At 38.7% G+C, this 24,891-nt stretch carries 30 protein-coding genes; 10 read left to right on the plus strand and 20 right to left on the minus strand.

The window, feature by feature from the left end; translation table 11 throughout:
- The first annotated feature begins 128 nt into the window (after positions 1–128).
- Entirely contained in the window at positions 129–1,001 is an 873-nt protein-coding gene (locus MKX73_RS05725; protein WP_340716663.1) for a MerR family transcriptional regulator, read from the plus strand.
- Positions 1,002–1,127: 126 nt separating this feature from the next.
- Here the strand turns inward: MKX73_RS05725 and MKX73_RS05730 are convergent, their stop codons facing one another.
- The 8 genes from MKX73_RS05730 to MKX73_RS05765 all read right to left on the minus strand — a co-directional run bounded on the left by MKX73_RS05730 (position 1,128) and on the right by MKX73_RS05765 (position 7,318).
- Positions 1,128–1,349 (minus strand): hypothetical protein, encoded by a 222-nt coding sequence (locus tag MKX73_RS05730; RefSeq protein WP_340716664.1) that lies wholly within the window; start codon positions 1,347–1,349, stop codon positions 1,128–1,130.
- An 86-nt stretch (positions 1,350–1,435) separates the two neighbouring features.
- Positions 1,436–1,729: a hypothetical protein gene (locus tag MKX73_RS05735; protein ID WP_445783305.1), complete on the minus strand. Its 294-nt coding sequence runs from the start codon at positions 1,727–1,729 to the stop codon at positions 1,436–1,438.
- A gap of 92 nt (positions 1,730–1,821) precedes the next feature.
- Complete coding sequence (ahpF, locus tag MKX73_RS05740; protein ID WP_340716665.1) at positions 1,822–3,411, minus strand: alkyl hydroperoxide reductase subunit F; 1,590 nt, start codon at positions 3,409–3,411, stop codon at positions 1,822–1,824.
- A 176-nt stretch (positions 3,412–3,587) separates the two neighbouring features.
- Positions 3,588–4,151, minus strand: coding sequence for an alkyl hydroperoxide reductase subunit C (gene ahpC / locus MKX73_RS05745; RefSeq protein ID WP_087618112.1), 564 nt, complete (start codon positions 4,149–4,151; stop codon positions 3,588–3,590).
- 449 nt (positions 4,152–4,600) lie between these two features.
- The gene (locus MKX73_RS05750; RefSeq protein ID WP_008405892.1) at positions 4,601–4,723 is read right to left on the minus strand and encodes a hypothetical protein; all 123 of its coding nucleotides are present in this window, start codon (positions 4,721–4,723) and stop codon (positions 4,601–4,603) included.
- A gap of 22 nt (positions 4,724–4,745) precedes the next feature.
- Positions 4,746–4,868: a hypothetical protein gene (locus tag MKX73_RS05755; protein ID WP_285848962.1), complete on the minus strand. Its 123-nt coding sequence runs from the start codon at positions 4,866–4,868 to the stop codon at positions 4,746–4,748.
- A gap of 365 nt (positions 4,869–5,233) precedes the next feature.
- Positions 5,234–5,635 carry a DUF948 domain-containing protein gene (locus tag MKX73_RS05760; RefSeq protein ID WP_340716666.1) on the minus strand — a complete coding sequence of 134 codons (402 nt, stop codon included), beginning with the start codon at positions 5,633–5,635 and terminating at the stop codon, positions 5,234–5,236.
- 105 nt (positions 5,636–5,740) lie between these two features.
- Entirely contained in the window at positions 5,741–7,318 is a 1,578-nt protein-coding gene (locus MKX73_RS05765) for an NlpC/P60 family protein (RefSeq protein ID WP_340716667.1), read from the minus strand.
- Positions 7,319–7,677: 359 nt separating this feature from the next.
- Here MKX73_RS05765 and MKX73_RS05770 point away from each other — a divergent pair, with 359 nt between their 5' ends.
- Positions 7,678–8,412, plus strand: coding sequence for a MerR family transcriptional regulator (locus tag MKX73_RS05770; protein WP_340716668.1), 735 nt, complete (start codon positions 7,678–7,680; stop codon positions 8,410–8,412).
- Complete coding sequence (locus MKX73_RS05775; protein ID WP_340716669.1) at positions 8,409–10,121, plus strand: ABC transporter ATP-binding protein; 1,713 nt, start codon at positions 8,409–8,411, stop codon at positions 10,119–10,121. The genes MKX73_RS05770 and MKX73_RS05775 overlap by 4 nt, the downstream gene beginning before the upstream one ends.
- 46 nt (positions 10,122–10,167) lie before the next feature.
- Here MKX73_RS05775 and MKX73_RS05780 read toward each other — a convergent pair whose 3' ends face one another.
- From MKX73_RS05780 to MKX73_RS05795, 4 genes are all read right to left on the minus strand, one after another.
- Positions 10,168–10,524, minus strand: a complete 357-nt coding sequence (locus MKX73_RS05780) for a hypothetical protein (protein WP_340716670.1) — start codon at positions 10,522–10,524, stop codon at positions 10,168–10,170.
- A 76-nt stretch (positions 10,525–10,600) separates the two neighbouring features.
- The gene (locus tag MKX73_RS05785; RefSeq protein ID WP_340716671.1) at positions 10,601–11,647 is read right to left on the minus strand and encodes a DUF4097 family beta strand repeat-containing protein; all 1,047 of its coding nucleotides are present in this window, start codon (positions 11,645–11,647) and stop codon (positions 10,601–10,603) included.
- Between the two features lie 2 nt (positions 11,648–11,649).
- Positions 11,650–11,964, minus strand: a complete 315-nt coding sequence (locus MKX73_RS05790) for a PadR family transcriptional regulator (protein ID WP_339174242.1) — start codon at positions 11,962–11,964, stop codon at positions 11,650–11,652.
- Between the two features lie 329 nt (positions 11,965–12,293).
- Complete coding sequence (locus tag MKX73_RS05795; RefSeq protein ID WP_340716672.1) at positions 12,294–12,956, minus strand: phospholipid phosphatase; 663 nt, start codon at positions 12,954–12,956, stop codon at positions 12,294–12,296.
- A 120-nt stretch (positions 12,957–13,076) separates the two neighbouring features.
- Here MKX73_RS05795 and MKX73_RS05800 point away from each other — a divergent pair, with 120 nt between their 5' ends.
- The gene (locus MKX73_RS05800; protein WP_340716673.1) at positions 13,077–14,288 is read left to right on the plus strand and encodes an NAD(P)/FAD-dependent oxidoreductase; all 1,212 of its coding nucleotides are present in this window, start codon (positions 13,077–13,079) and stop codon (positions 14,286–14,288) included.
- 81 nt (positions 14,289–14,369) lie between these two features.
- Positions 14,370–14,771, plus strand: coding sequence for a PH domain-containing protein (locus tag MKX73_RS05805; protein WP_340716674.1), 402 nt, complete (start codon positions 14,370–14,372; stop codon positions 14,769–14,771).
- A gap of 41 nt (positions 14,772–14,812) precedes the next feature.
- Here MKX73_RS05805 and MKX73_RS05810 read toward each other — a convergent pair whose 3' ends face one another.
- Complete coding sequence (locus tag MKX73_RS05810; protein ID WP_445783323.1) at positions 14,813–16,480, minus strand: sensor domain-containing protein; 1,668 nt, start codon at positions 16,478–16,480, stop codon at positions 14,813–14,815.
- 410 nt (positions 16,481–16,890) lie between these two features.
- Here MKX73_RS05810 and MKX73_RS05815 point away from each other — a divergent pair, with 410 nt between their 5' ends.
- The 5 genes from MKX73_RS05815 to MKX73_RS05835 all read left to right on the plus strand — a co-directional run bounded on the left by MKX73_RS05815 (position 16,891) and on the right by MKX73_RS05835 (position 20,106).
- Positions 16,891–17,433 carry a GNAT family N-acetyltransferase gene (locus MKX73_RS05815; RefSeq protein WP_340716676.1) on the plus strand — a complete coding sequence of 181 codons (543 nt, stop codon included), beginning with the start codon at positions 16,891–16,893 and terminating at the stop codon, positions 17,431–17,433.
- A 19-nt stretch (positions 17,434–17,452) separates the two neighbouring features.
- Positions 17,453–18,625 carry a M20 metallopeptidase family protein gene (locus MKX73_RS05820; RefSeq protein ID WP_340716677.1) on the plus strand — a complete coding sequence of 391 codons (1,173 nt, stop codon included), beginning with the start codon at positions 17,453–17,455 and terminating at the stop codon, positions 18,623–18,625.
- Positions 18,626–18,668: 43 nt separating this feature from the next.
- Positions 18,669–19,229, plus strand: a complete 561-nt coding sequence (lepB, locus tag MKX73_RS05825; RefSeq protein WP_340716678.1) for a signal peptidase I — start codon at positions 18,669–18,671, stop codon at positions 19,227–19,229.
- A 149-nt stretch (positions 19,230–19,378) separates the two neighbouring features.
- Positions 19,379–19,906, plus strand: a complete 528-nt coding sequence (locus tag MKX73_RS05830) for a DUF6773 family protein (protein ID WP_340716679.1) — start codon at positions 19,379–19,381, stop codon at positions 19,904–19,906.
- Positions 19,903–20,106 carry a helix-turn-helix transcriptional regulator gene (locus tag MKX73_RS05835; RefSeq protein WP_079523390.1) on the plus strand — a complete coding sequence of 68 codons (204 nt, stop codon included), beginning with the start codon at positions 19,903–19,905 and terminating at the stop codon, positions 20,104–20,106. The genes MKX73_RS05830 and MKX73_RS05835 overlap by 4 nt, the downstream gene beginning before the upstream one ends.
- Before the next feature lie 266 nt (positions 20,107–20,372).
- On the opposite strand, the gene MKX73_RS05840 is transcribed toward MKX73_RS05835, so the two are convergent.
- The 7 genes from MKX73_RS05840 to MKX73_RS05870 form a co-directional block, all read right to left on the minus strand.
- Positions 20,373–21,434 carry a PQQ-dependent sugar dehydrogenase gene (locus tag MKX73_RS05840; RefSeq protein WP_340716680.1) on the minus strand — a complete coding sequence of 354 codons (1,062 nt, stop codon included), beginning with the start codon at positions 21,432–21,434 and terminating at the stop codon, positions 20,373–20,375.
- Positions 21,435–21,480: 46 nt separating this feature from the next.
- A complete protein-coding gene (locus MKX73_RS05845; protein ID WP_340716681.1) occupies positions 21,481–21,912 on the minus strand; it encodes an NUDIX hydrolase in 432 nt (143 codons plus the stop codon).
- 108 nt (positions 21,913–22,020) lie between these two features.
- Positions 22,021–22,275 carry a YczI family protein gene (locus MKX73_RS05850; RefSeq protein ID WP_340716682.1) on the minus strand — a complete coding sequence of 85 codons (255 nt, stop codon included), beginning with the start codon at positions 22,273–22,275 and terminating at the stop codon, positions 22,021–22,023.
- Positions 22,276–22,317: 42 nt separating this feature from the next.
- Positions 22,318–22,857: a GNAT family N-acetyltransferase gene (locus MKX73_RS05855; protein WP_340716683.1), complete on the minus strand. Its 540-nt coding sequence runs from the start codon at positions 22,855–22,857 to the stop codon at positions 22,318–22,320.
- Between the two features lie 16 nt (positions 22,858–22,873).
- A complete protein-coding gene (locus MKX73_RS05860) occupies positions 22,874–23,323 on the minus strand; it encodes a GNAT family N-acetyltransferase (RefSeq protein WP_340716684.1) in 450 nt (149 codons plus the stop codon).
- A gap of 34 nt (positions 23,324–23,357) precedes the next feature.
- Positions 23,358–23,777 (minus strand): ABC transporter permease, encoded by a 420-nt coding sequence (locus tag MKX73_RS05865; protein WP_340716685.1) that lies wholly within the window; start codon positions 23,775–23,777, stop codon positions 23,358–23,360.
- 260 nt (positions 23,778–24,037) lie between these two features.
- Positions 24,038–24,859, minus strand: a complete 822-nt coding sequence (locus MKX73_RS05870) for a methyl-accepting chemotaxis protein (protein ID WP_340716686.1) — start codon at positions 24,857–24,859, stop codon at positions 24,038–24,040.
- Positions 24,860–24,891 lie beyond the last annotated feature (32 nt).

Below are 24,891 nucleotides of genomic sequence, written 5' to 3' on the forward strand. Positions count from 1 at the left end.
GTCTTTTTAATAATACCCTTTAACTTATGTTATACAAACATTGTACAGTATACTAAAAACATTTGACAAGTACTTTCTTTTTCGGTTGAATAGAGTTTAACAAGGATTCTTTTAGGAGGTGGTAAAATATGACTAAAAAAACTTACTCGATACAACAAGTATCTAACTTAACGAATCTTTCTAAACAACTGATCCGAAAATGGGAAGATCGCTACCAGATTATTCAACCTGGCAGATTAGACAATGGCTACCGCATATATACGGAAGATGAAGTTCAAACGTTATTGCAGCTGAAACAATACGTTAATAGCGGTATGACAATCAAACAAGCGGTAGATCACTATATTAAAAATAAGGATATACCGGAAGAAGATCCTGTATCATTCTTCCACAAAGCGCTAATTCAAGCCGGCACCGAAGCGAATGAGCATAAAATTTTGCATTTGCTCGAACAGGCTCATCATAAATTTGGTGTTGAGAAACTAATTAAAGACATCGTCGTTCCCTTCCTCCATGAAGTTGGACAGCTTTGGTGCGAAAAAGCCTGGGGTGAATACCAAGAAGCAATAAGCAGTCAAACAGTGCGTGACTTTTTAAGCCACCTTCGTCGACATTTTTATGTTCCGGACGATGCACCACTCGCATTAGGAAGCTGTCTACCTGGAGAAAGACATGAAATCCCTATGCAAATTCTGCTTATCCAATGTATGTTGCGGGGTTACCGCACATTGATGCTTGGACCTTCACCCGCTCCAACAGCGATCCAATCCGCTATCGCCTTGAAGAAGCCAGCAATTGTTTTGCTGACAGGATCTACCGAGATCGCTTACAATGAATTTGCCCAATCCATTCATACACTGGAAAAATTGGCACAAGTTCATGAGCATATTTCTTTTTATATCGGTGGTGCAGGGACAGAAGCTTTTTATGAACAGTTCCAATTAAAAGCATTAAAATTAGCAAGAACAATTGATGATATTCTTCCTCCCGCTAATCTTTAGCATTATTCAATACTGAGCTCGCCGTACTTCTAGCACAGCGAGCTTTTTCTTATTGTTTCCGAAAAGCAAAAATTGACCACTTTGCCTGATTTGCAAAATGGCCAATCTTTGAACTGTAATTGTAAATTATTTATCTTTCGTTTCGTCCGGCTGGTTTTTACGTTCACTGCCTGAAGTAGTTTTTGTGTTCGCACGATATTTTTCATCTTTTACTTGATCGTTCAATTCTTCCACCGGAATCGGATCCACAAATTTCATTTCCTCATCTATATCGAAAATGCTTTCGTTTTCGGTATTCAATAAATCTGGATTGTCGAGTTTTTTATGTTTGATTTTATCGTCTTTCATTTATAAAAACCTCCCTTTCGAATAGTCTCTTATCTTTTACCCGAAAGTGGAGAGGGTTACACTTTTACTTTTAAACAAGAACTTATTCATTTTTTAAAGTTAATATTTTTCTCCGCCATCGCATGTTTTAATACTGGCAATGAAGAAGGTCCGATTCCATGCAATTGCATAATTTCTTTTTCCGTAAATTCAGCAAGATGCTCCAGCTCGGTTATACCTGCATTCATCAGTGCATTACGTGCAGGTGAGGATAAACGAGATAAGAAACCTTCCGAAGGCTTTTTCTCTAGCTCACATTTAGGGCAAGTCCCACAATCTGTACTTTTATAATACCGGTGTCCCATTGGACAAATACGCAATGTTCTCTCCCTTTTCACCATTCCCGCCAACTCCTGTTAATTTTGATTTAATTACCACTATTCTAACCTAAAAAAATCCGTTGTACGATTTCTACGTACAACGGATTTTTCTATTATGCTTTCACAAATTCACGTGAATCAACATTACGGATCATATAGTCAAATGCCCCTAAAGCAGCTGTTGCCCCAGACCCCATTGAAATGACAATTTGCTTGTACACTGTGTCTGTGCAATCGCCAGCAGCAAAAACTCCCGGAATATTGGTTGCACCGTGCTTATCTATAACAATTTCACCATGCGCATTCATTTCTACAGTCCCTTCAAGGAACTCTGTATTTGGCAATAGACCAATTTGAACGAATACACCTTGTACTTCGATATGCTTTTCTTCACCTGTCACAACGTCTTTATACGTTAAGCCATTTACTTTATCAGTACCTGTAATTTCAGTAGTTAAAGCATTTGTAATAACAGTTACGTTTTTCAGACTGCGAACGCGCTCTTGCAACACTTTATCCGCCTTCAACTCACCGTTACGTTGGATTAACGTAACACGGTTTACAATACCCGCTAAGTCGATTGCCGCTTCTACACCGGAGTTACCGCCACCGATCACTGCAACATCTTTCCCTTTGAAAATCGGGCCGTCGCAATGCGGGCAATACGCAACACCTTTATTTTTAAATTCTTCCTCACCAGGTACCTCGAGTTGACGATAGCGGGCCCCTGTGGAAAGGATAACTGTTTTCCCTTTTAACACCGCGCCATTTTCCAACGTCACTTCGATTAAATCTTTCTTCTCGATTTTTGCTGCACGTTGTGATTTCATCACATCGATTTCATAGTCCAATACATGCGCTTCTAAGCTTGAGACAAATGCAGGACCTTCTGTAGCCTTTGTCCCGATAATATTTTCAATTGATAACGTATCGTTAACCTGACCACCGAAGCGCTCTGCTACGATACCTGTACGGATTCCTTTACGCGCTGAATAAATAGCAGCCGCAGAACCTGCCGGACCGCCACCTACTACCAATACATCAAAAACTTCCTTATCTGCAAATTCCGATCCGTCCGATACTTCACCTAACTTCGTTAAAATATCTTCCAGCTCCATCCGGCCGCCACCGAAGTTTTCGCCGTTTAGATATACAGTAGGCACTGCCATAATATCTCGATCTTTAATTTCAGCCTGGAATGCCCCACCTTCGATCATCACGTTCGAGATGTTCGGATTTAAAACCGCCATAATGTTTAATGCCTGCACAACATCCGGACAGTTGTGACAAGTAAGACTTACGTACGTTTCAAACTTCAATGGCTGCTTAATCGCCTGAATACGTTTTACAACCGCTGCATCGATTTTTGGTGCACGACCAGAAACTTGTAATAGCGCTAAAACTAATGATGTAAATTCATGGCCTAGTGGTAACCCGGCAAATGTAATACCGGAGTCCCCTTCACCTACTTTATTAATACTGAAACTCGGTGTACGTTCTAATAATGCGTGTTGCACTGTAATACGAGGCGACATCTTTTCCAGTTCTTCAACTAAATTGAGCATTTCCTGCGATGTTTTATCGTCATTAACACTCACTTTAATTAATAAATCACCTTCGAGCATCGATAAATACTGCTGTAATTGCGCTTTAATCTGATTATCTAACACTGCATAAGCTGCTGTATGAATACCTCTTATCATTCCCTCCCGAAAAATAAGCGGCCATTCTCCCTCAAATACAGCCAGCCTTTCACCTCTTTCATATTAAATTTAAAAGATAGAGAGCTTACCTTTTTCCCCTAGTTAAAAACAGAGCGACAAAAACTTAGCCGTAACGGTTGTTTTTGTCGCTTACTGTTTGTTATTTACTACTCAGTTTAGATTTTACCTACTAGATCTAAGCTTGGCGTTAACGTTTCTCCGCCTTCTTCCCATTTAGCCGGGCAAACTTCACCTGGATTGTTACGTACATATTGAGCCGCTTTAATTTTATTCACTAAAATTGAAGCGTCACGGCCGATACCGCCAGCATTGATTTCTAATGCTTGTACAACGCCGTCTGGATCGATGATGAATGTACCGCGCTCAGCTAAACCATCTTCTTCATTTAACACATCAAATGCCTTAGAAATTGTATGAGATGGGTCACCAATCATGATGTACTCAATTTTACCGATTGCTTCAGAAGTATCATGCCATGCTTTATGAGTGAAGTGTGTATCAGTCGATACTGAGTAAACTTCTACTCCTAAAGATTTTAAAGTAGCATATTCGTTTTGTAAGTCTTCTAACTCAGTTGGGCAAACGAATGTGAAGTCTGCTGGGTAGAAGCATACTACTGACCATTGTCCTTTGAAGTTTTCTGAAGTTACGTCAATGAATTCACCTTTTTGGAATGCTTTCGCAGCGAATGGTGCGATTTCTTTACCGATTAATGCCATTTTAAAATTCCTCCTATATAAAGATCAATGAAATAATTATTATAAAATAATTATTATTACCATCCAAAATTATCTTACATTAGCTATATTTCGTCAACCTTCGAAGAGTTAAATTCAACAAATACTTCTACAATAAACCGCACATTTGTGTCGCACAATAAAGGCGCAGAGATTAAAATGCATAAAAAAACTACTTTAAATCATCATCATGTCTTTAAAACACTATTTTTGTATATTCATTTTAGTGAAGTATAGTTATTATAATTATAACTTTCTCTTCATCCCTTATATCAGGTATCCAGAAATTTCTCTAAGAGTTGCCATTCTCGTTTAAGGTTCCTACAATCAAATAAACGAGAAAAGCGTATCTGTCTACTCTCGGTATTTCCCTCCAAATATAAAAAGGTCTATGCAGAAAGCTTTCACTTCCTGCATAGACCTTTCTTTAACTAGTTTGTAAACGACAGGACAGCATTTTTATACTTCGCTAAAAATGCAGCAGCCTCGCTTTTCGTTGTGTATTCGAACATACGAATGTCATTTGGATTATTGAACACTGTTACTACCCACATGTTTTACCGCTCCTTTTCGTTTTTATTTTGTATAGGATAAGATTGCGTTTTTATACTTTTCCAATTTTGATGTTGCTTCAATTTTCGTCGTATATTCAAATATACGAATATCGTTTATATCATTAAATACTGTTACTACCCACATGTTTCATTTCTCCTTTTTTATAAAACTGTATTATAAATAGTCGATTTTCCCGTGACAGTTGCAGTTTGTTATATAACACATTTCCTGTTTTCTATTTTACTCCATTTAAACAAAAAAGAAACCCCCTAAACCCTCTTTTCACAATGCGTTCACAATTTATCTGATTTGTTTGAACAATTTATGAATACGTTGAAAATGATGAATTAAACAAAAAACAGAAGAATAGAAGATAAGCCAGCAAGTTCTGTTCTAGTACAGAATAATACCGCTTACATATAAAACCATGTTTATTTTTAATGTTTATCCTCTTCATTTTGACCAAATAAAAAAGGAATGTACAAAAAATCTGTACATCCCTTTTCTCGTTATGCTTTTCTCTGAATAATACCCATCGCCGTATTGGTCCAACGTTCCACCTCAGCTTGTCGTTGAGGATCGTTGTTCGCTTTCTTCATAACCTTCACAGTCGCATCGTGTGACACATCACTCACTTGGTCCAATACTTCACCTGTATTTTTGACCGATTGAATGACGGACTGGACAGATTCTTTTTTATATTCGATATCTGCCATCAAATGATTGACTGTTGTTGATAATTTCGCTGTTTCGGTTTGAATAGGATTCAGCTGTTTTTTAATTCCTTCAGCATGTGCCATCAGTACTGTAACGACCTTTTTTATTGGTCCGATTACTACAATAATACAGACAATTAACAGAACTACAGCAATTCCCAGGATAACGAGGGCTGCTATTAACCACGGATTCATAAAATATGCCTCCTTATTAAAATTCCTTCATTTCTTACATATACCCAACTTTCTCCTAACAATACACTAAATATTTTATCATGTAAGTTAAATACTCTTGACCTTTTATAAATAACGTCTTGCACCCGAATAGTTCTTTTTGTAAACACCGCTATTCATTGATTCGATTTTCACTTTTGATGCGTAGTGAGGTGCATGTAACATTTTACCGTCACCAATATAAAGGCCGACATGGTACACTTTCCCTTTGCCGCCATTATACGCAAAGAATACAAGGTCTCCCGGCTTTAAGTTTTTCTTCGCAACAGCCTTACCGCCTGTTGCCTGGTAGAATGAATCCCTCGGAATCATGATGCCGTGTGTACGGAATACCCCATATAAAATTCCCGAGCAGTCATATCCCCATGAAGAGGTCCCTGCCCAAAGATACGGTAATCCCAAATAACGCTTCGCTTCTTTTATGATTGTAGCAGCTGTCGGTTTTGGAACGTCACTATAATCATCATACGATTTTGCTGCACTTTTCTTTAGCAGCTTAACCCCATCACCCGGTGTCTCCACATAATAATATTTTGCCGTCTCATCAATTACCGGCAAAATAGTTGCGTAGCTAATCTGTAAAAATTTTGTTTTTGCATCTTTTTCTAATAGATTCGTTTTATCAGCAGTAATAATTGCAATGCCGCAATCATCATAGTTTTTGTTCGTTGCCACAATATGAGATTGCGGAACCCATCCCGGATAACCTGCCTTTAAATACGGTACATATTGATCTTTTGCCGCGACACGTTGCCATTTTCCTTTTGTTTCAAGCAATGATACTTCATCGCCATACAATGCCTGAGTATCTGTACGACCAACAAGCCATTTCTTTTGTGACAAACTTAATGATGAAATCCATTTTTGCATTTCTACCGGATTTTTTGTCGACGGGTAATCCACAGCACGTGCCTGATTAGGTTTATTCCATAGATTCGTTACAGCGACATCTACTACATAACGCTTTTTCGACGTTTCTTTTACACAGCTTTGGAACACAGGCTGTTCAGGTTCAGTAGGTCTTAATGACGGCTCAATAATTCTTGCAATATATGAAACAAAATCTCCGCGGGTCATCATATCGTTCGGGAAGAATTTTTGACTTTTTGCCGGGTATACAATTTTATTTGCTGCTAATGCTTGAATTGCAGGGACGGCACTATGATTTTTTGCAATATCCGTATATGGAATTGCGGCTTGACCAGTTAACTGAAAAGCAGGTACCAAAATCTTTACCGCCTGTGCACGCGTTAATTTTGCATCCGGATTAAATTTCCCTTCAAAACCTGTCATCATGCCAAGCTGAGTTATTGCAGCAATGACAGGCATACGCGGATCTTCTGCAGGAATGTCTAAATATGTAGGAATTGTACTCGTTTCTAAATCAATTTGCAGTGTGCGTACGATAAACTCAGCTACTTCATACCTTGTAATTGGATCATCCGCACGAAATGCATCGTTTGGCGATTGTAACACTCCACCAAAATTATATAACACTGTAAGTTCTTCATTTAATTTAGAGTCATTTTTTACATCTGAGAACATTTGGGCATAGCCTGTATTTGCTGCTGCCGCTATCAGGAAAAAAATAATTCCAATTTGAAGTAAAATTTTCCTCATTCTTTTCATATTCCCGCTTATCATTTTCCATAACCTCCCATAATATAAAAATTTACCTATCTATCTCTATACGCACTTACCCTTTCTTTCTAAATATAATAGTATTAATTGTAATTTTTTTCTATGTTATTTCACTAATATTTTTTGATTTTTACAAATTTTTATTATTTCTTCTAAATTAACTGGTTCATATTTAGTTGAATTTTTTTCACGTGGAACATAATGTGACAATTTTCGATAAATTTGCACATTATTTTTTTGTAATACAGAGGAGATTGTTACATTTTTTCACCACAAATTTATCCTTTTAAAATTTTTAAAATCTTTTCATTGCATGTTACGTTACGTCAGCTTTTATACTACACATATAAGGAGTGAGGAATATGTATCCAATCGGGGAATTTTCTAAAAAGACCGGCATTACAATCCGTACTTTACGTTATTACGGAGAAAAGGGTTTATTATTACCTGCCCGTATTTCTGAAAGCGGACAGCGCTATTACAATGACGCTAATATCATCACTGTCCAGAAGATTGTGACGTTCAAATATCTTGATTATTCTTTGGAGGAAATTAAAGAGCTGCTCAAAAAAGATATTTCTCTGCTTGAATCTTTGGAAAATCAAAAGTTACAGTTACTACAAAAGAAAAAACAGCTGGGACAAATGCTTGCAACGATTGAGACAGCCATTCACATTCATCGGGAAAGTACGGCTGTTGATCCCACTACATTACTCCTCGTCATTCACAGTTTACTGACAGAGGATGCCCAGAAGGATTATTTAAGACAGTATCTTCCGGAGCCGCTCATTGAAAAGGTCTACAATTATTTAGATATAAACTTTATCGAAATTAATCGACGTTACATTGAAAATCTCTATGAAGTAAAACAGGCTTTCCTGCATCCGCCGGAGGACCGGGAACTAAAACGACTGATTGAACAGTTATTTTCCATTATTCCGCAAGAATTAACGAAAAGTTTAGCGCAGGAATTCGAGAAACATCCAAATATTGATTTTGATAACTGGTTATTTACAATCCCGCTTTCTGTAGAAGAAGAAAATTGGCTCTTGGAACAAGCTGTACGATTGAAAATATTAGAGGGGGTTATTACATGAACGTTCAGCTGAAGCAATTATGGGAACTCATCAAAAAAAGCAAATTTCCCAAAAAGCTCGTTATTGTTGTTTTTGTATTAAGTATTATCGAAACACTCGCTTCACTTGCCGTACCGTTATTTACGATGAATATGATCAACGATTTTTCCACTACAGGTTTTGCTTGGACAGCGGTCACTGCCGTTGCTCTAATTTTAGTCATACAGGCGGTTCTTAGTGGTTTGACTTATTTTCTCATGCGCATGCTCGGAGAAAGGATTGTCGCGAATTTACGAAATACACTTTGGCAGCATATTCTACATTTAAAAACCCCTTACTTTGATGCCCATGAATCCGGGGAGACGATGAGCCGTATTACACAAGATACAAGTGTCGTAAAAGAACTTGTAACAAATCATCTTGTCAGCTTTGTATCGGGGATTTTCTCTATAATCGGTGCGATTGCAATTCTACTTTGGATCGACTGGAAAATGACACTTCTTATGTTAATAGCCGTTCCGCTTGCGATTTTTGTTACATTACCACTTGGACAAAAAATGCACAAAATCGCCAAAGCCAATCAGGATGAACTCGCTTCATTCAGTGGACATCTTGGACGGGTATTATCAAATATCCGCCTTGTAAAATCTTCGCAAACTGAAACATTGGAAAAAGAACGGGGTGAAAACCGGATTGAGCAGCTTTACCGATTTGGTTTAAAAGAAGCGAAAATACTTGCTATTTTATCACCGATTATGACGCTCATCATGATGATTGTACTGATTCTTTTATTCGGATATGGGGGAACCCAAGTATCTTCAGGAGCAATTTCTTCCGGGGAACTTGTTGCGATTATGATTTACCTTGTGCAAATCATCATCCCCTTTACACAAATGGCTACTTTTTTCACTGCCTTACAGAAAGCACTTGGTGCAACAGAACGTATTCAATCGATCATTGCTCAGGCAACCGAAAAAATATCCGGTCTTTCAATTCCTGCGGCGGCACAAAATATCATTTTTCAGGATGTAAAATTTCATTATGCCGAACAGCCTATTTTAAAAGGGATGAACTTTACGATCCCCTCCGGTAAAACAACCGCATTTGTAAGCAGTAGTGGCGGCGGGAAAACGACGATGTTTTCATTAATCGAACGCTTCTATGATGTGACAGAAGGCAAGATTTTATATGGATCGACAAATATTGAACAGTATGATTTATATGAATGGCGGAAATTGTTTGGCTATGTGACGCAGGACGCCCCCCTTATGAATGGTTCAATCCGCGAAAATGTTCTTTATGGTCAAAACGAAGCGACAGACGAACAAGTAATGGCAGCATTGAAGGCCGCCTATGCCTATGATTTTGTGATGGCACTTGAACAAGGGATCGAAACAGAAGTTGGAGAAGGCGGGATTAAACTGTCGGGAGGACAAAAGCAGCGGATTGCGATTGCCCGTGCAATTTTACGTAATCCCCAAATATTACTGCTTGATGAAGCAACATCTAATTTGGACAATGAATCCGAACGTGAAGTCCAGCTTGCATTACAGACTTTAATGCAAAACCGGACGACCATCATTATTGCACATCGCCTCTCTACAATTACTAACGCCGATCAGATTTTACTGTTTGAAGACGGTCAGCTGTCAGGCGAAGGTACACACGCGGAGCTTATTGACTCCCATTCCTACTACAAACAGCTTTGGTCAAAAATGCAAATGGTTTAAAGCAAAAAGTGCTCCGAAGAAAACTTCGCAGCACTTTTTTTTAATTTTAAGCTTTCAATTGAACGAACTGTATATTTTTACAGCGCTTTTTCAGTATATCCAATACTTCGTTTAAAAAACTAATTTCATCTTTTTCGACCATCCAGGCGTTTTCATCATGCTGGGCAACATACGTACTGCTTACGTATGGAGCATTTTCGGTTGTAATAAGACGCACATAACCGAATGTCATACCCGCTTCCTTGTAATCGACTCTTAATATATCTTCGTATGAAATAGTTTTCATCCGGGGTTTAGATTTATTTATAAACAGAAATTTTTCGCCAGCATAGTCAATTGTTATATCCGTTTTATCTAGCATCACCTTATAGCCACCAAATAATCTAAAGCTATATGTTTTCATCGTTAACGACTCCATTTCAACTATCATTAGTTTCATTATACGGATTGTGCCGATGAATTTCTAACTTTTACATAGATTACTGGGCTAAAAGATCCTCAACCGTAATTTTCCCATTGCTTGTTTTTAATTGTATGGTATTTTTTTTAGTACCGTGCGAATAATGCGATATTTTTTCATTATAAATAGATACGGATCCCCAGGCGGTCCAACTATCAATTTCAATATTTTGAAGTTTTCCTTCTGTACTCAATATTATTTGGCCATTATCTGACTCAAATTTCAATGGTGATTCAACAGTTTTTAACTGTGCAACAATCCGGCCATTTCGTGACTGCGCATTGATTTTACCTAATACATTCTTTATCTCGACACGTCCATTATCTGACTCTAACCGAAGCTCTTTTCCCGTCACATCTTCTGCGATAATCCGGCCATTATTGGAGCTGGCTTTAACGCGTGCGATGTTGGTTTCTGTAAGCACCACCCGTCCGTTAGCTGAGTGCGCATCAAGAACTTCCCCCTGAATATTGTCTGTTAAAATACGGCCATTATCTGATGCCAGATAAAATTGCTGTGCGATTGTTTCGGAAACCTTAATCCGTCCATTGTCATTATGAATCACAAGCTTTTCATACTGCTTTTTAGGCAGATAAATAACTGTATCTATTGTATTGATCGTTCCTATTATCGTAATAAACCAAAAACGGCGGACCTGTTCCTGACGCTTTATAGAGATGAATAGGGTATCATCTTTTATTTGCATCGTTGCTTCTGTCAATTGATCCCTATCCTTTGTTTCAATAAGAGCCTCGTCATCATCCGTTGGAACAATTACAACATTTACACCGTCAGCTTCAATTTCTACATTTTGATAAGGAATCGGCTTTTCATTTTTTACAACCGCAACATTTTCCAAGAAGTCTTCTTCATCATATGAAGCAAGGAGCTCCTCTGCCAGTTCTTCAACACTTCCGAATGATTTTATAATTTCTTCTGTCGTTTTTCCTTCTGCCCGGCCGTTTTCAAAGTACTCTTCAAAGTCTCTGCGGATGTCATCTCTTTCCTGCTGCTGTAACTTTGCTAAATGGTTATCAAGTAATTCCAAAAATTGCTGTTCATTCATTTTTATTCGCTCCCTTGAATTAAAGTATTTACACCTGAAATAAAACTTTCCCATTCATTACGTAAGCTCTGTAGTTGTTCGATTCCTAGTTCGGTAATTTGATAATATTTTCGCGGCGGGCCTTCTGTTGACTCCATTAAATATGTTGTAAATAGACCGTCTTTTGTTAATCTGCGCAATAGCGGATATACTGCACCTTCTGATATTTCAATTTGTGTAGAAATTGCCTGAACAAGTTCATATCCATACATATCTTTCTTTTCCAATAAGGCGAGGACACATAAATTCAACACGCCTTTTTTAAATTGAGGATTCATTATTTCACCTCACTACTATTTAATATATAATAGTGTAACAAACACTACTATTCATTGCAAGGTAGTGTACAAAAAATGAGGTCGGGACATAAGTAGAATTACCGTTGAATAAGAAGCAACTCTTTATTAAGAAACGGATATTTTGGGAAATTGATTGGAATGCAGGGCGACTCCTACGGGAACAGCACGACGCCTGAGACTACAGGCTCAGGCCGTGCCCGTGGAAAGCGTCCCGGAATGGAAATCAATTTTAACGTTTAGCGAAAAAATACTATTTTTCTCTGAGAGAAAAATAGTATTTTTGGGTTATGTCCCGACCTCATTATTCGTTAAAACCTTCTATACGGTCTGTCATTCGAAAAATGGATGGCTGTCCACATTAGAGTCGCAATCAACACTAACTCAAAGGCATTTGTAATTGCATCACTGCCAATATCAATCGGAAATGCGCTACCGATCGTCATAACGATTGTCCCGACAATCATCCACCACCATCTTCTTTTCCATGCAAGCATGATTGCGGCGATCAATAAGGCAACAAGAACAATCAGAATCATTGGCGGCGGGCCGGATGATGCTTCTATTGTGCTGTAGCTAAGTACACCATACGATTCCTCCGGGGCTAACTCCAGTCCACTCAATTCCACAAAATATTCAACAATCATGGCAATAATCCATAAAGCGCTAAATGTAACAGAAACCCAACTCTTAAAGGCAAAATGAAGGTTTGCCTCTTTCATGACAAACAGCGAAAAAAGTATTAATGTCGGTGTAAATATAGCGTGGAGCCAAAAACGGCCATAGCTGAGTGTTTCAAGAAGGTCTCCCTCCCCGATGACATGGCCCAGCGCTAATATTGCATTATCATAAATAAGAGCGGCAATCACTAAAAACAAAATGGCGGATGCCGTTTTTTTATGTTTTGCCATTCCCCAGACGAAGATGGCAATATAGGCAATCGTGAAAAATCCGAAAATATAAGGATCCATCATACCCCTCCTCCTAAATTCAATTCTTCCCCCTTTACCCCAAAATTAAGTTATTAAAAATTTCAGGATTAGAAACAGAAAGGAGCGGGAAATATTCTTTTGAAAACACAAGGGGGACTATTTATGGAGTTACACAATGGTTTATTGTTCTGGCCAACAACGCTTTTAAAAGAACCACACACAAACCCACCAATCAAACCTCATTATGATGCAATTATCGTAGGTGCCGGAATGAGCGGAATATTGACTGCAAAAGCCCTAATTGAAGAAGGTTTAACGGTAGCCGTTTTAGAACGTAACGCGCTCGGTTCCGGCAGTACTTCCGCCAATACAGGACTACTTCAATATTCAAATGATATTCAATTACATGAACTAAGTGATTTAATCGGAGAAGAGGACGCTGTACGTTTTTATAAACTTTGCTTTGAAGCAGTTGACCAGATTGAAAAAATCGCACAATCTCTAAAAGATCAGGCTGATTTCATACGACGTCCAAGCATTTGCTTTGCCAGCGAAAAAAAAGATGTTTCAAAGCTTGAAAAAGAATGTGAAATGTTGGTGAAGAACGGATTCCCTGCTGAATTTTGGAATGAACTTATCGTAGAAAAGCGCTTGCCTTTTAAAGCGCCTGCTGCTTTGTACACAAAAAACGACGCGGAAATGAATCCTTACAAATTCGTTGTTTCATTAACTGAGCAGCTTATCGCTAAAGGGCTGGATTTATTTGAGAATACGTATGCCAATATTATTGAGGATGAGGGAAATGAAATCACCTTGCACACAATGAACGGAATCTTTAAAACATCCCGTATTGTATATACGACCGGCTACGATCGGCTTCCTTATGGAAAAATGAAGGGGGCTGACATTAACCGCTCATATGCGATTGTGACAGAGCAAAAACCTCGCTTTGAAGGCTGGTACGAAAATGCACTCATTTGGGAAACTGCCCGCCCTTATTTATATATGCGAAAAACTACGGATCACCGCGTTATAATCGGAGGATTGGACGAAAAGAAAGCAGATCCTGCCAAACACGAAACAAAAGTGGAAGCAATGGCAAATGTGCTGTTAGATAAACTTCATGAATTACTGCCTGGAGAAACTTTTCATGCCCCTTATAAATATTGCGCTTCCTTCGGCGAGTCATTAGATCATCTTCCTTTTATCGGACAGCATCCAAAACAGCCGAATCACTATTATCTGCTCGGATTTGGAGGTAATGGCACGGTTTATAGTATGCTTGGCTCACAAATTCTTGCCGATTTAGTCATGAACCGCCCGAATGACGATGCGCGTCTTGTAACATTGGACCGAAAATATGGAATTAAATAACCATTAAAACTTTGTTGCTGGAATTGTATTATTAAATTTCCCCTCTTTGTTATAAGCTATAAGTAGAAGGGGGGCTTTTTCATGGTTTTTAAATCCAAGGTGGATATTTGGATGGCAATTATATTTATTTTTGTGCCGATCTCGATGATATACGGGGTCATTACGGAGCCAAGTGCTGTCTTGCTGCTTGTTACAGCATTCATGATTGTCTTATTATGCATACTGTTTTTTGGTACAAAATATGTCATCGAAAATGATGAACTCATCGTTTACGGGGGAATTTATAAAAAGCGAATCCCAATCAAACAAATACGAAGCTTACGTCCATCAAAAAATCCTCTATCGGCTCCGGCTATGTCGATCGACCGGATTGAAATTACCTTTGATCCGCATATTCAAATCATTCTTGTCTCTCCAAAGGACAAGGAGCTATTTGTAAAAAAGCTTCTTGAAATCAATCCAAGCATCACAGTCAAATCATAAAAAAGTCCACGCAAATTGAATATTCAATCTGCGTGGATTTTTCACACGAAAATCCCCTTTTCACTTAAACGTCGAGAAAAATCAACCATCGTCAATGGACGGCTATAGTAGTAACCCTGTACAAATTCACAGTCAAACTCCCGTAACAGATGTAAGTCTTCATGTTCCTCGACACCTTCCGCCCCTACTTTTAAATTAAGTGCCCGGGCCAAAGAAATCATCGCGGAAACCATGGCAATATCTGCATTGTTTTTATACATCTCATGAATGAACGAACGGTCGATTTTCAATAGGTCTACCGGGAATTTCTTCAGGTAGCTTAATGAGGAATAGCCTGTCCCGAAGTCATCAATAGCCAGCGTAATATCCATTTCATTTAATCGCTTGATTGTATGGAGTAAATCTGAATTTTGATCTAAAAAACTCATTTCGGTTATCTCGATTTCCAGTGCGCCTGGTGAAATTTCATGCTGCTGCAAAATCTGATTTAACCGCTCAATAAAATTATCTGCCTTTAAATGACTTGGAGAAATATTAACCGCCACACGAAGATTTAAATTATATTGTTTATTCCACTCTGTTACTTGGCGGCCGGCTTTCGCAATAACCCATTCACTAATATCACAGATCAGTCCAAAATCTTCTGCAAACGGGATGAACTGATCCGGTGGCACGAAACCAAGCTCATCGTCAAACCAGCGGATTAGTGCCTCCATCCCTTCAATTTTATTCGTTTGAAGATTTACTTTCGGTTGATAATACAGTTCAAATGCCTGATTTTTAATGGCATCATGTAACTTTGTTTCCAATGTCAGCAGCTGGTTATGTGAAAAGCGCTGTTGTTTTTTATAAAGAACAAAACCTTTATTATTGCTTTTTTTCGCCTCATACATCGCAATATCCGCATATTTTAATATGTCTTGTGCTGAATGGCCATGATCCGGGTAATTTACCGCTCCAATACTGATCGATGCATAAAACGCATGATTATTTAAATTGAATTGGTGTTTAAACAGTGCTTGTATATCTTCTGCAGCGCTTTCCAGCAGTGCTGCATCTCTTAATATACAGATGAATTCATCTCCACTTAAACGGTAAAAAGTCATAAGCGGACTTTTTAACATTTTTGTCCGATCCGCAATTTCTACTAAAAACATATCTCCAACCCGATGTCCTAAGCCATCATTAATATTTTTAAACCGGTTCACGTCAAATAACATAAGTGAAAATGGCTGTTGCTCAACTTCGATCAGCGTTTTCAAATCATTAAGCAACATCCGGCGATTTGGAAGTCCTGTTAAATCATCATGGTGTGCAATATGTATCATTTCCCCAATTTTCTTTTGGGCGGTAATATCTGTACGAATCGAAATATACTGATAAGGCTTTCCTTTTTCATTCAAAAAAGGCACAATCGTTGTCTGTACCCAGTATGTTGAACCATCCTTTGTGCGGTTGCATACCTCTCCATGCCATGTCTTGCCAGAACCTATCGTGCGCCACATTTCCTTAAAAAAAGTTTTTGGGTGATAGCCTGAATTTAAAAGTCGGTGATCTTTACCAATGAGTTCACAACGTTCATATTTGGAAATTTTACAAAATCGGTCATTTACCATTGTGATAATGCCTCGTTGATCTGTAACAGCCAAAATGGACGACTCGTCTAACGCAACTTTAATATTTTGTAGTTCCTCTACCGTCAGCTGCATTGAACTTAGCACATTTGTATCTTCTGCTTTCACTATCTATCCACCAACTTCTATTTAGTGATTCTTTTCTAACGTACTTTCTAAAAAATGCATTCTTTAATCCATAATTATAGTTCTTAGTAAATGATTTTGGTAGTTCTTTTAGATAATTTCGACTATTTCTTAATATTTTTTACTTTTTCTCTTTTTTTCAGATACTTTGTGATCTGAAATTACTGGAAACCTATTATTAGTTTACTCTATTAAATGTTCATCACCCCTACATCTACCGGAATATTCTGATAAAATAATAGTAATTTCCATTGAAAGGATTGATAAAAATGAAAACATTTACGAAAGTGATTGAAAAGTAATCTCTTCACTCTTTTCAATCAAAAATGAATAAAAAATTATTTGAAAAGAGGAAAGCGATGTATACAGATCAGGAACTAATCATCCGACCAATTATCGAACAAGATATGAAACGTTTATGGGAGCTGATTTATAAAGATGAGCAGCCCGAATGGAAAAAATGGGATGCGCCGTATTATCCGCATAGAGCGATTCCTTACGAACAATTTATCCTGACAAAGCAGGATTGGATCGGCGATGAAAGCATGTGGGTAATTGAAGTATCCGGGGTTGTTCGCGGAATTATTTCATACTACTGGGAACACGAACCGTCAAAGTGGATCGAAATAGGTATAGTTCTGCATGAAGGACAATCGTGGGGAAAAGGGATTGGAACACGGGCCCTAAAATTATGGATTGCACATTTATTTCATACAATGCCATTAGTGCGTATTGGTTTCACGACATGGTCAGGCAATGAACGCATGATTCGTGTTGGCGAAAAATTGGGGATGCAGCTAGAAGCACGAATCCGTAAAGTTCGCTATTACGAGGGGCATTATTATGACTCGATTCGCATGGGACTACTTAGAGAAGAATGGGAAGCATTGAATAACGACTAAATTTTCAGGGGTGGAGAAGATGAGCGTAAAAGAGAACCTGCAAGCAAACTATGAGGACATGGTCGAAATCCGAAGACATCTGCATATGTATCCGGAGCTTTCATTTAAAGAAGTTAATACACCAAAACTCGTTGCCGAAAAGCTTCGACTTTATGGGATTGATGTGAAAGAAAATGTTGGCGGTAATGGGGTTGTAGGCTATTTGAAAGGTGCTTTTGATGGACCGACAATTGCATTCCGTGCAGATTTTGACGCACTACCGATTCAAGATGAAAAAGTAGTGCCTTACAAATCGAAAGTCGATGGAGTAAGCCACGCTTGTGGTCATGATATCCATACAGCCGCACTGCTCGGTTTGGCAAAATCACTTGCTGATATTCGTGACGTACTTCATGGGAATGTCGTATTTATCCACCAATTTGCGGAAGAAGTAGTACCAGGTGGTGCAAAGGCAATGGTAGAAGCAGGTTGTCTTGATGGTGTCGACTATGTATACGGTTCCCATGTTTCATCCTGGAGTGAATTAGGCACTGTTCTGTTTTGTGAAGGCTATGCAATGGCAGCGGCCGATTTTTTTGAACTCACTATTCAAGGTAAGGGCGGACATGGTGCATCACCTCACGAAACAATCGACCCGATTGTTGCTGCGGCTCAGTTTGTATTTGGTGTGCAGCCAATTGTCAGCAGAAATACTGACCCTATTGAATCTGCCGTTATTACAATCGGAAAAATTGAAAGTGGCACAGTCGGCAATGTCATTCCTGATAAAGCCTATTTAACAGGGACTGTTCGTACATTCAATCCTGCGATCCGCGATATGGTCGAAGAAAAGCTAAATAACCTATGCAAAGCGATTGAAATTCAGTATGGTGCCAAGCTTGATTTCAACTATACTCGCGGCTATGACGCCGTATATAATCATCCGGCTGAAACAGCTATGCTTCGCGAAGCGGTCTCAATAAACCTGCCGGACTTGCAAGTATTGAATACCCCGCCTCGCATGGGAGCAGAAGATTTCACCTATTATTTACAGGAAAAGCCCGGCACGTTTTTCTTCACAGGCGGCGGCAATCCGGAAATCAATGCAGTCTACCCGCATCACCATCCAAGATTCGATGTAGATGAACAATCCATGTTGAATATTGCCGATGTTTTTGTAGAAGCACTGAAGCTTCATGGGGTTTTAAAATAATTTCGACTTCAAGCTCCCGGATTTTTTAAGGAGGTTTCAAGAAATGCAAAAAGAAAAAAACGAGCTTTTTGAATGGATTAAAGTTATTGTAATTACTGCCTTGTTTGTTGTCGCTATTCGGACGTTTATTTTTACTCCGATTGATGTGAAAGGTGCTTCCATGATGCCGACATATGAGGACGGAGACCGTATTATCGTCAACAAAATCGGGAAATCGCTTCATGATTTTGATCGATTCGATATCATAGTGTTCGATGGGTTCGAAAGCGAATATTTCATTAAGCGGATTATCGGACTTCCAGGTGATCATATTGAATATAAAGACGATGTGCTTTATATAAATGGTCGGGAAATCGACGAGCCCTATCTGGATGAATACAAATCTGCTCTTAACGATCCTGGTGATTTAACTCCCGATTTCACACTGGAAAATTTAGTTGGTGTTTCGGAAATTCCGAACGGGTATTTTTTTGTTATGGGTGATAACCGCCGTAAAAGTAGTGACAGCCGAGATCTACGCATCGGTCTAGTTTCAAAAGATCATATTCTTGGGTCCACATCCATTCGTTTTTATCCGCTCGATTCACTAGGTTTAGTAAAATAATCAAAAAATATGCCGTGACTGCTTTAATTAGCAGTGGCGGCTTTTTCATTTCAACTGCCTAAAATAAATTACATAATGACATATATAGTTTGCATTATGAATTATATAATGTATAATGAGCTTAACAATAACAATTTGGAGGGGATAAAATGGAGTTTTGGAACAGAAAAATAGTGGATGAGCGTGTATACAACATGCAAAATAAAATTTACCGGGAAATCTATCTACTGACAATGATCATCCTTATCGTTTCAATCGGGGTTAAAATTTACCGTTTCGGAATAAATATGGAGTCTATTGCCACAGAGATGGTCATTTTAATAGCCGCCAGTTTATACTACGGTTTCCGTTCATCACAGCTTGGGGTATTTGCGGATGAAGTTGAACTTCATGATGCCAACAGCAAGTTTTCATACAGCACAAAACAGCTGATCCTCGGTAGTGGATTGGGTCTGGCCATTGCACTTTTCATGGGGATTAACAGCGCGTACCAATATGCGGACAGTTCTGCTCAGGCAATTGAATATTTCTTTATCGTGTTTATCGTTTCGCTTATAATTTACGTTCCATTATATTTACTGCTTTTATTTGCAGCCTATAAAAGCGCATTGAATAAAAGCCAAAAAGTGAACAGCAAAATGCTTGAAGAAGATGATGATGCGGGGCGAAACCGATGAAAAACATTCGATTGAAAATGGCCCGAATTGAACATGATCTATCACAGGACGAACTTGCAAAAAAAGTTGGGGTTACACGCCAAACAATCGGACTCATCGAGCTTGGCAAGTATAATCCGACATTAAGTGTCTGTATCGCAATTTGCAGAACATTAAACAAGACATTGGATGAACTATTTTGGGATGAACAGTCCGAATAACGGCAACGACAAAAAAGGGAATGGGACATAACCCAAAAATGCTATTTTTCTCTAAGAGAAAAATAGCATTTTTTTGCTGTGCGTTAAAATTGATTTCCATTCCGGGACGCTTTCCGCGGGCGTGGCCTGAGCCTGTAGTCTCAGGCGTCACGCTATTCCCGCAGGAGTCGCCCTTCATTCCAATCAATTTCACAAAATATCCATTTCTTAATAAGAGTTTTCTTCTTATCCAACGATTTTCTACTTCTGTTACAGCCTCTTTTCTCCTATAACTCAAGCTTGTACAGCTGATCATCCTTTTCTCCTCGTGTACCGCGTCCGTCCGTATTATTCGTAATCCAGTACAATGTATGATCTTCAATCCAGACATCACGGATTCTTCCCATATTATTGACGACTTCTTTTACCTCTTTTGACTCCAGATCAAATTCAAGCACTGCTGTTCCGCGCGGTGCCGCAACATACAGCTTGTTGTCGTAGAATGCCATACCTGAAGGGGCCCATGTATTTTCACTGCCTGATGTAAATAAAGGCGATAGGAAGCCTTCATGCTCTTCCTCTCCTTCTATTAAAGGCCAGCCATAATTTTTCCCAGCTTCAATTTTATTGATTTCATCATTTGCGCTTTGCCCATGTTCACTTGCATACATTGTCCCGTCAGGTGTCCACGTAATACCTTGCGGATTCCGATGTCCGTAACTGTACACATATGAATCCGGAAAAGGATTGTCGTCCGGAATGCTCCCATCCAAATTCATGCGCAATATTTTTCCTCCGAGTGTAGACAAATCCTGTGCAGTTTGTGGATTCGATGCATCACCTGCTGTCGCATAAAGCTTTTGATCCGGTCCGATTTTCACCCGTCCACCGTGATGATATGTACCACTGGGGATTTCATCAAGCAGTACACGTTTCTCCAGCCAGTTATTATTTTCAAGAAAAAGCAATACAATCCGGTTAAACTGATCGTTCCCATTTTCATACGTATAATAAGCGTATGCCTCTTTTGACTGTTCAAAATCCGGTGCCAATACAAAGCCAAGCAACCCTGCCTCCGATGCAGTGGAGAGTGTTTTTTCAAGCTGTACTTCCTGTCTTGTCATTTCTCCATGCTCCACTTTTACAATATGCCCTGTCCGCTCCGAAATATAAAAAGTGTCCTCAAGTTTATTAATTGCCCACGGTGCCTCCAAATTAGCAGCGAGTGATTCGTATTGCTCCAGCGCTTGCGAACCGTTACTTCCAATGGACACAGGTTGTTTTTCATTTGTAGAGCACCCTGTTAAACATAGCAGGGAAATACCCAACCCAAAGAATAACTGCTTCACAGAAAAACCTCCCATTGTGATTCATACTGTTTCAATATTTCCGCATTTAAAAATCTATAAAAAACGGGTGTTTCGTTGCGTCCAAACAGTATTCTATTCTTTGACGAAAATTTCCCACTGTCACCATTTCCATGGCCTCTTCAATTGGGAAATACCCAACTTCCAGACTTTCCGGTGAAGTTGCCGGTGTCCCCCCAATTGGTTTCGCCAGGAAAAGCGTATTGCAAATACACTTCTCTACATTTTGAAAAATACCGCAGAATTTGAGTATCTCCACATCTATTCCCGATTCTTCTTTTGTTTCCCTAATCGCTGCAGCTGTCAAAGATTCTCCTTCTTCTACTTGACCGCCCGGCATTTCCCATCCTCGTTTAGGTCCTTTAATAAGCAGAATCTCATTATGACTGTTCAGTACAATCGTTGCAGCGGAGACAATATGTTTCGGAGTTATATTTCTTACTTGCTGAATTTGTTCCAAACTCATCAGTCCTTTTAAAAGTATCTATATCGCTAATTAAAAGGTTCTATAGAGGAAATATAAAACCCTGCCATTAAAAGAGTGTTTCTTTAAGCCTGCTTTTCCTAATTAACCAAACAACGATACAAACACAACGCCAAATATAAGTACTGACACAACCCAATAGAGAATTCCTGACTGTTTATTTTGAGTCCTTCTGTATTCTCTAAATCCTATTACCCCAAACATCGCACTCATAACGATAAACATAAAAGGTTGCAGGTGGAAGCGGTCTGTAACCAGACTATAAATACCGATCAACGCTGCCAACAACCCTAAAGTCAGTTGAAAGACAACAAGTATATCTACTTTCATTTCCTTCATTTGAAACTCCCACCCCTATTTCATAATATGGATTTAAATAAGTTATTCTCTAAAATATTCTTCAGCTAAAATAGCTAAGTAGTCCATATCTTCATATACGTCGTCTTTTAAAAATTCTTGTCTGTGGCGTCCTTCCCAAACCATGCCGGATTTCTCCATAACTTTTCTTGAAGCGATATTTCTAACCATGCAGCGGCTATAAATTCTATTAAATTGGTGTTCCTGAAATCCATAATCAATTATTCTTTTGCATGCTTCTGTTGCATAGCCATTACCCCACTCCGAGACATCGATAAAATAGCCCACCTCTGCATTATGGTGGTTTTTTGAAACTGTCACGAGCCCGCAATTCCCGATATAGCGGCCATTTTCTTTTAAAAACACAGCAAACTCATAGGCTGACCCTTGCTCAAAGCTTTTTTGCAAATAGGAAATCCACTGATCGACAACTTCGCGCGGGTATGGATGCGGAATCATGACCATTGTGTCCGCAATCTCCCTATGCTTGACTACTTCAAAAATAGCATCTGCAAATTCAACTTCATACGGCTTCAATATGAGCCTTTCCGTTTCTAAAATCATTTCCTCATCCCCTAAACTATTTAATGAAATATTCCATGTAAATATCATTTTCCTTAAAACCGATTTTTTTGTATAGCGGTTTTCCCATCGGTGAAGCTATCAAAAATAGGTGATGTACATTTCTTTCCTGAGCTTCTGCCAGTATACGCTCAACCAATTGTTTCGCCAGCCCCTGACCTCTGCTTTCCGGTGCTGTGTACATATTTAAAATATACCCCCGAATGCCAGTAGGATTGGAATAGCTAGGGGGAAAGGACATAAAATGAATGCCTCCTGTAGCGATCGCACTTTTCTCTTTCTCAATAATCCATTGAACAAATTGATCAGAGCTTAATTGCTTCTCAAAAAAGTTTCTTAACTGTTCATCGATATTGGAAGATACTGTTTGCCCTTCCTCCACTAATAATCGCTTACGTAAATCTATTAATAATTCCATATCATTTGTAGTAGCCAATCGAAATTCCATTCATATCCACCTTCCTGATTTTCTTGAGTCTCTTCTATTCCCTGTCTATAATGACAATCTTTTTCGTCTTGAACTTTTCCGAAACAGCATAAATAAGTGTAATTATAAGTGCTGTAATACTTGGATAACCTATCATCACAACAATATTAGTATGTTCAACTAAACTGAATTCTCCCCACTCAAGCCATAGGCGCCAGCCCATTCCAAGAGCACTGAATAGTAACGAAATGAAAAAAACCAGTACCGGTTTGTGAACAAAAATCCCCACAAAAACATTCGCAACAACAATATAAATAAGGAAAACTATAAATGTAGAAACTAAATCAAACCCCTTTAAATTTGGAATAACAGAAGTAAAAGATATTCCCGTAAAAAACAGCATCGTAATGAAATTAAAAATCAAGAAATGTTTTCTATTCTTTTCTATTTTTTTATAATCATCTGTACCGAACATTCCATTCACCTCTTTTACTTATTGTAACAATTAATGGAATATATTGGAGCAGTATATCGAAATATTCAGAATTCTCCCTGCTCGATTATACAAATGCACTGCCTCCGTTAGTGGCCGTGATCGGTATTGTTATCATTTTAATTACGATTCTTGTTGCTGCAGGTGCAGCATTTTTGAAACATGTCCTTATTAAAAACCGATTGAATGTAAATTAAAAACAACCGCTCCGGTCATCTTTCGGAGTGGTTGTTCGATTTCTATTATTTTATTTCACTAATTTCCAATAGCTTTTCCGCCGTGCCGTTCACACTTCCATATGCATCGTTCAGTTCATGCATACTTGTAGCAAACTGTTCTGTAAACGCTGCGATTTGGCTTGTTGTTCCACTTACATCTGCAATGGAAACACGAATATTATTAAGCTGCGCAGCAATTTTTTCTGCGCTTTCTTTGCTGTTCTGCGCCATTTTCTGAATTTCCTTCGCTACAACAGCAAAGCCTCTTCCGTGTTCGCCAGAACGAGCCGCTTCAATTGATGCATTTAATCCTAAAATTTGCGATTTCGATGCAATTCCTTTTACAAGGTCTACCATTTGGTTAATTTCCCCGATATCGGCCGTCATTACTTCTGTTGATGTAACAAGTCCATCTAACCGGTTAGATACGTCCATGCTCGCTGCAGTTAACTCTTCATTCGTTGCAGTCATTTCTTCTACTGCACTCGATAACTCGGTCGCTAATTGACGCATGGAGTCCATTTTTTCATTTGAAATAATGGCACTTACTACTCCGATTATATCTTTTCCGTCAAAGATTGGCTGAGCGGATGAAATATAAGCAAACCCAAATCTTTCCGGACCTTTTTCTTCTCTTAAAAAGCGCTTTGTCGTCAATGCACGCTCTGTAACAGTGCCGCGAAAATCTACCATCTTCAACCCTACATTAATTTTTAAATCTACGAACTTTCCCGGTAAGTATCCAACAACCTCTTCATTGCTCGCTACAATGATACAAGCATCCTCCGGAAAAGTTGCCTGATATAACTCCATCGTATCTACCACTGCCTGTAATTTTGTATGCATGCCCATCTCCCCTTTAACTGTATTATATAATA

The sequence above is a fragment of the Solibacillus sp. FSL W7-1436 genome, assembly GCF_038007305.1.
Classification (GTDB): Bacteria; Bacillota; Bacilli; order Bacillales_A; family Planococcaceae; genus Solibacillus.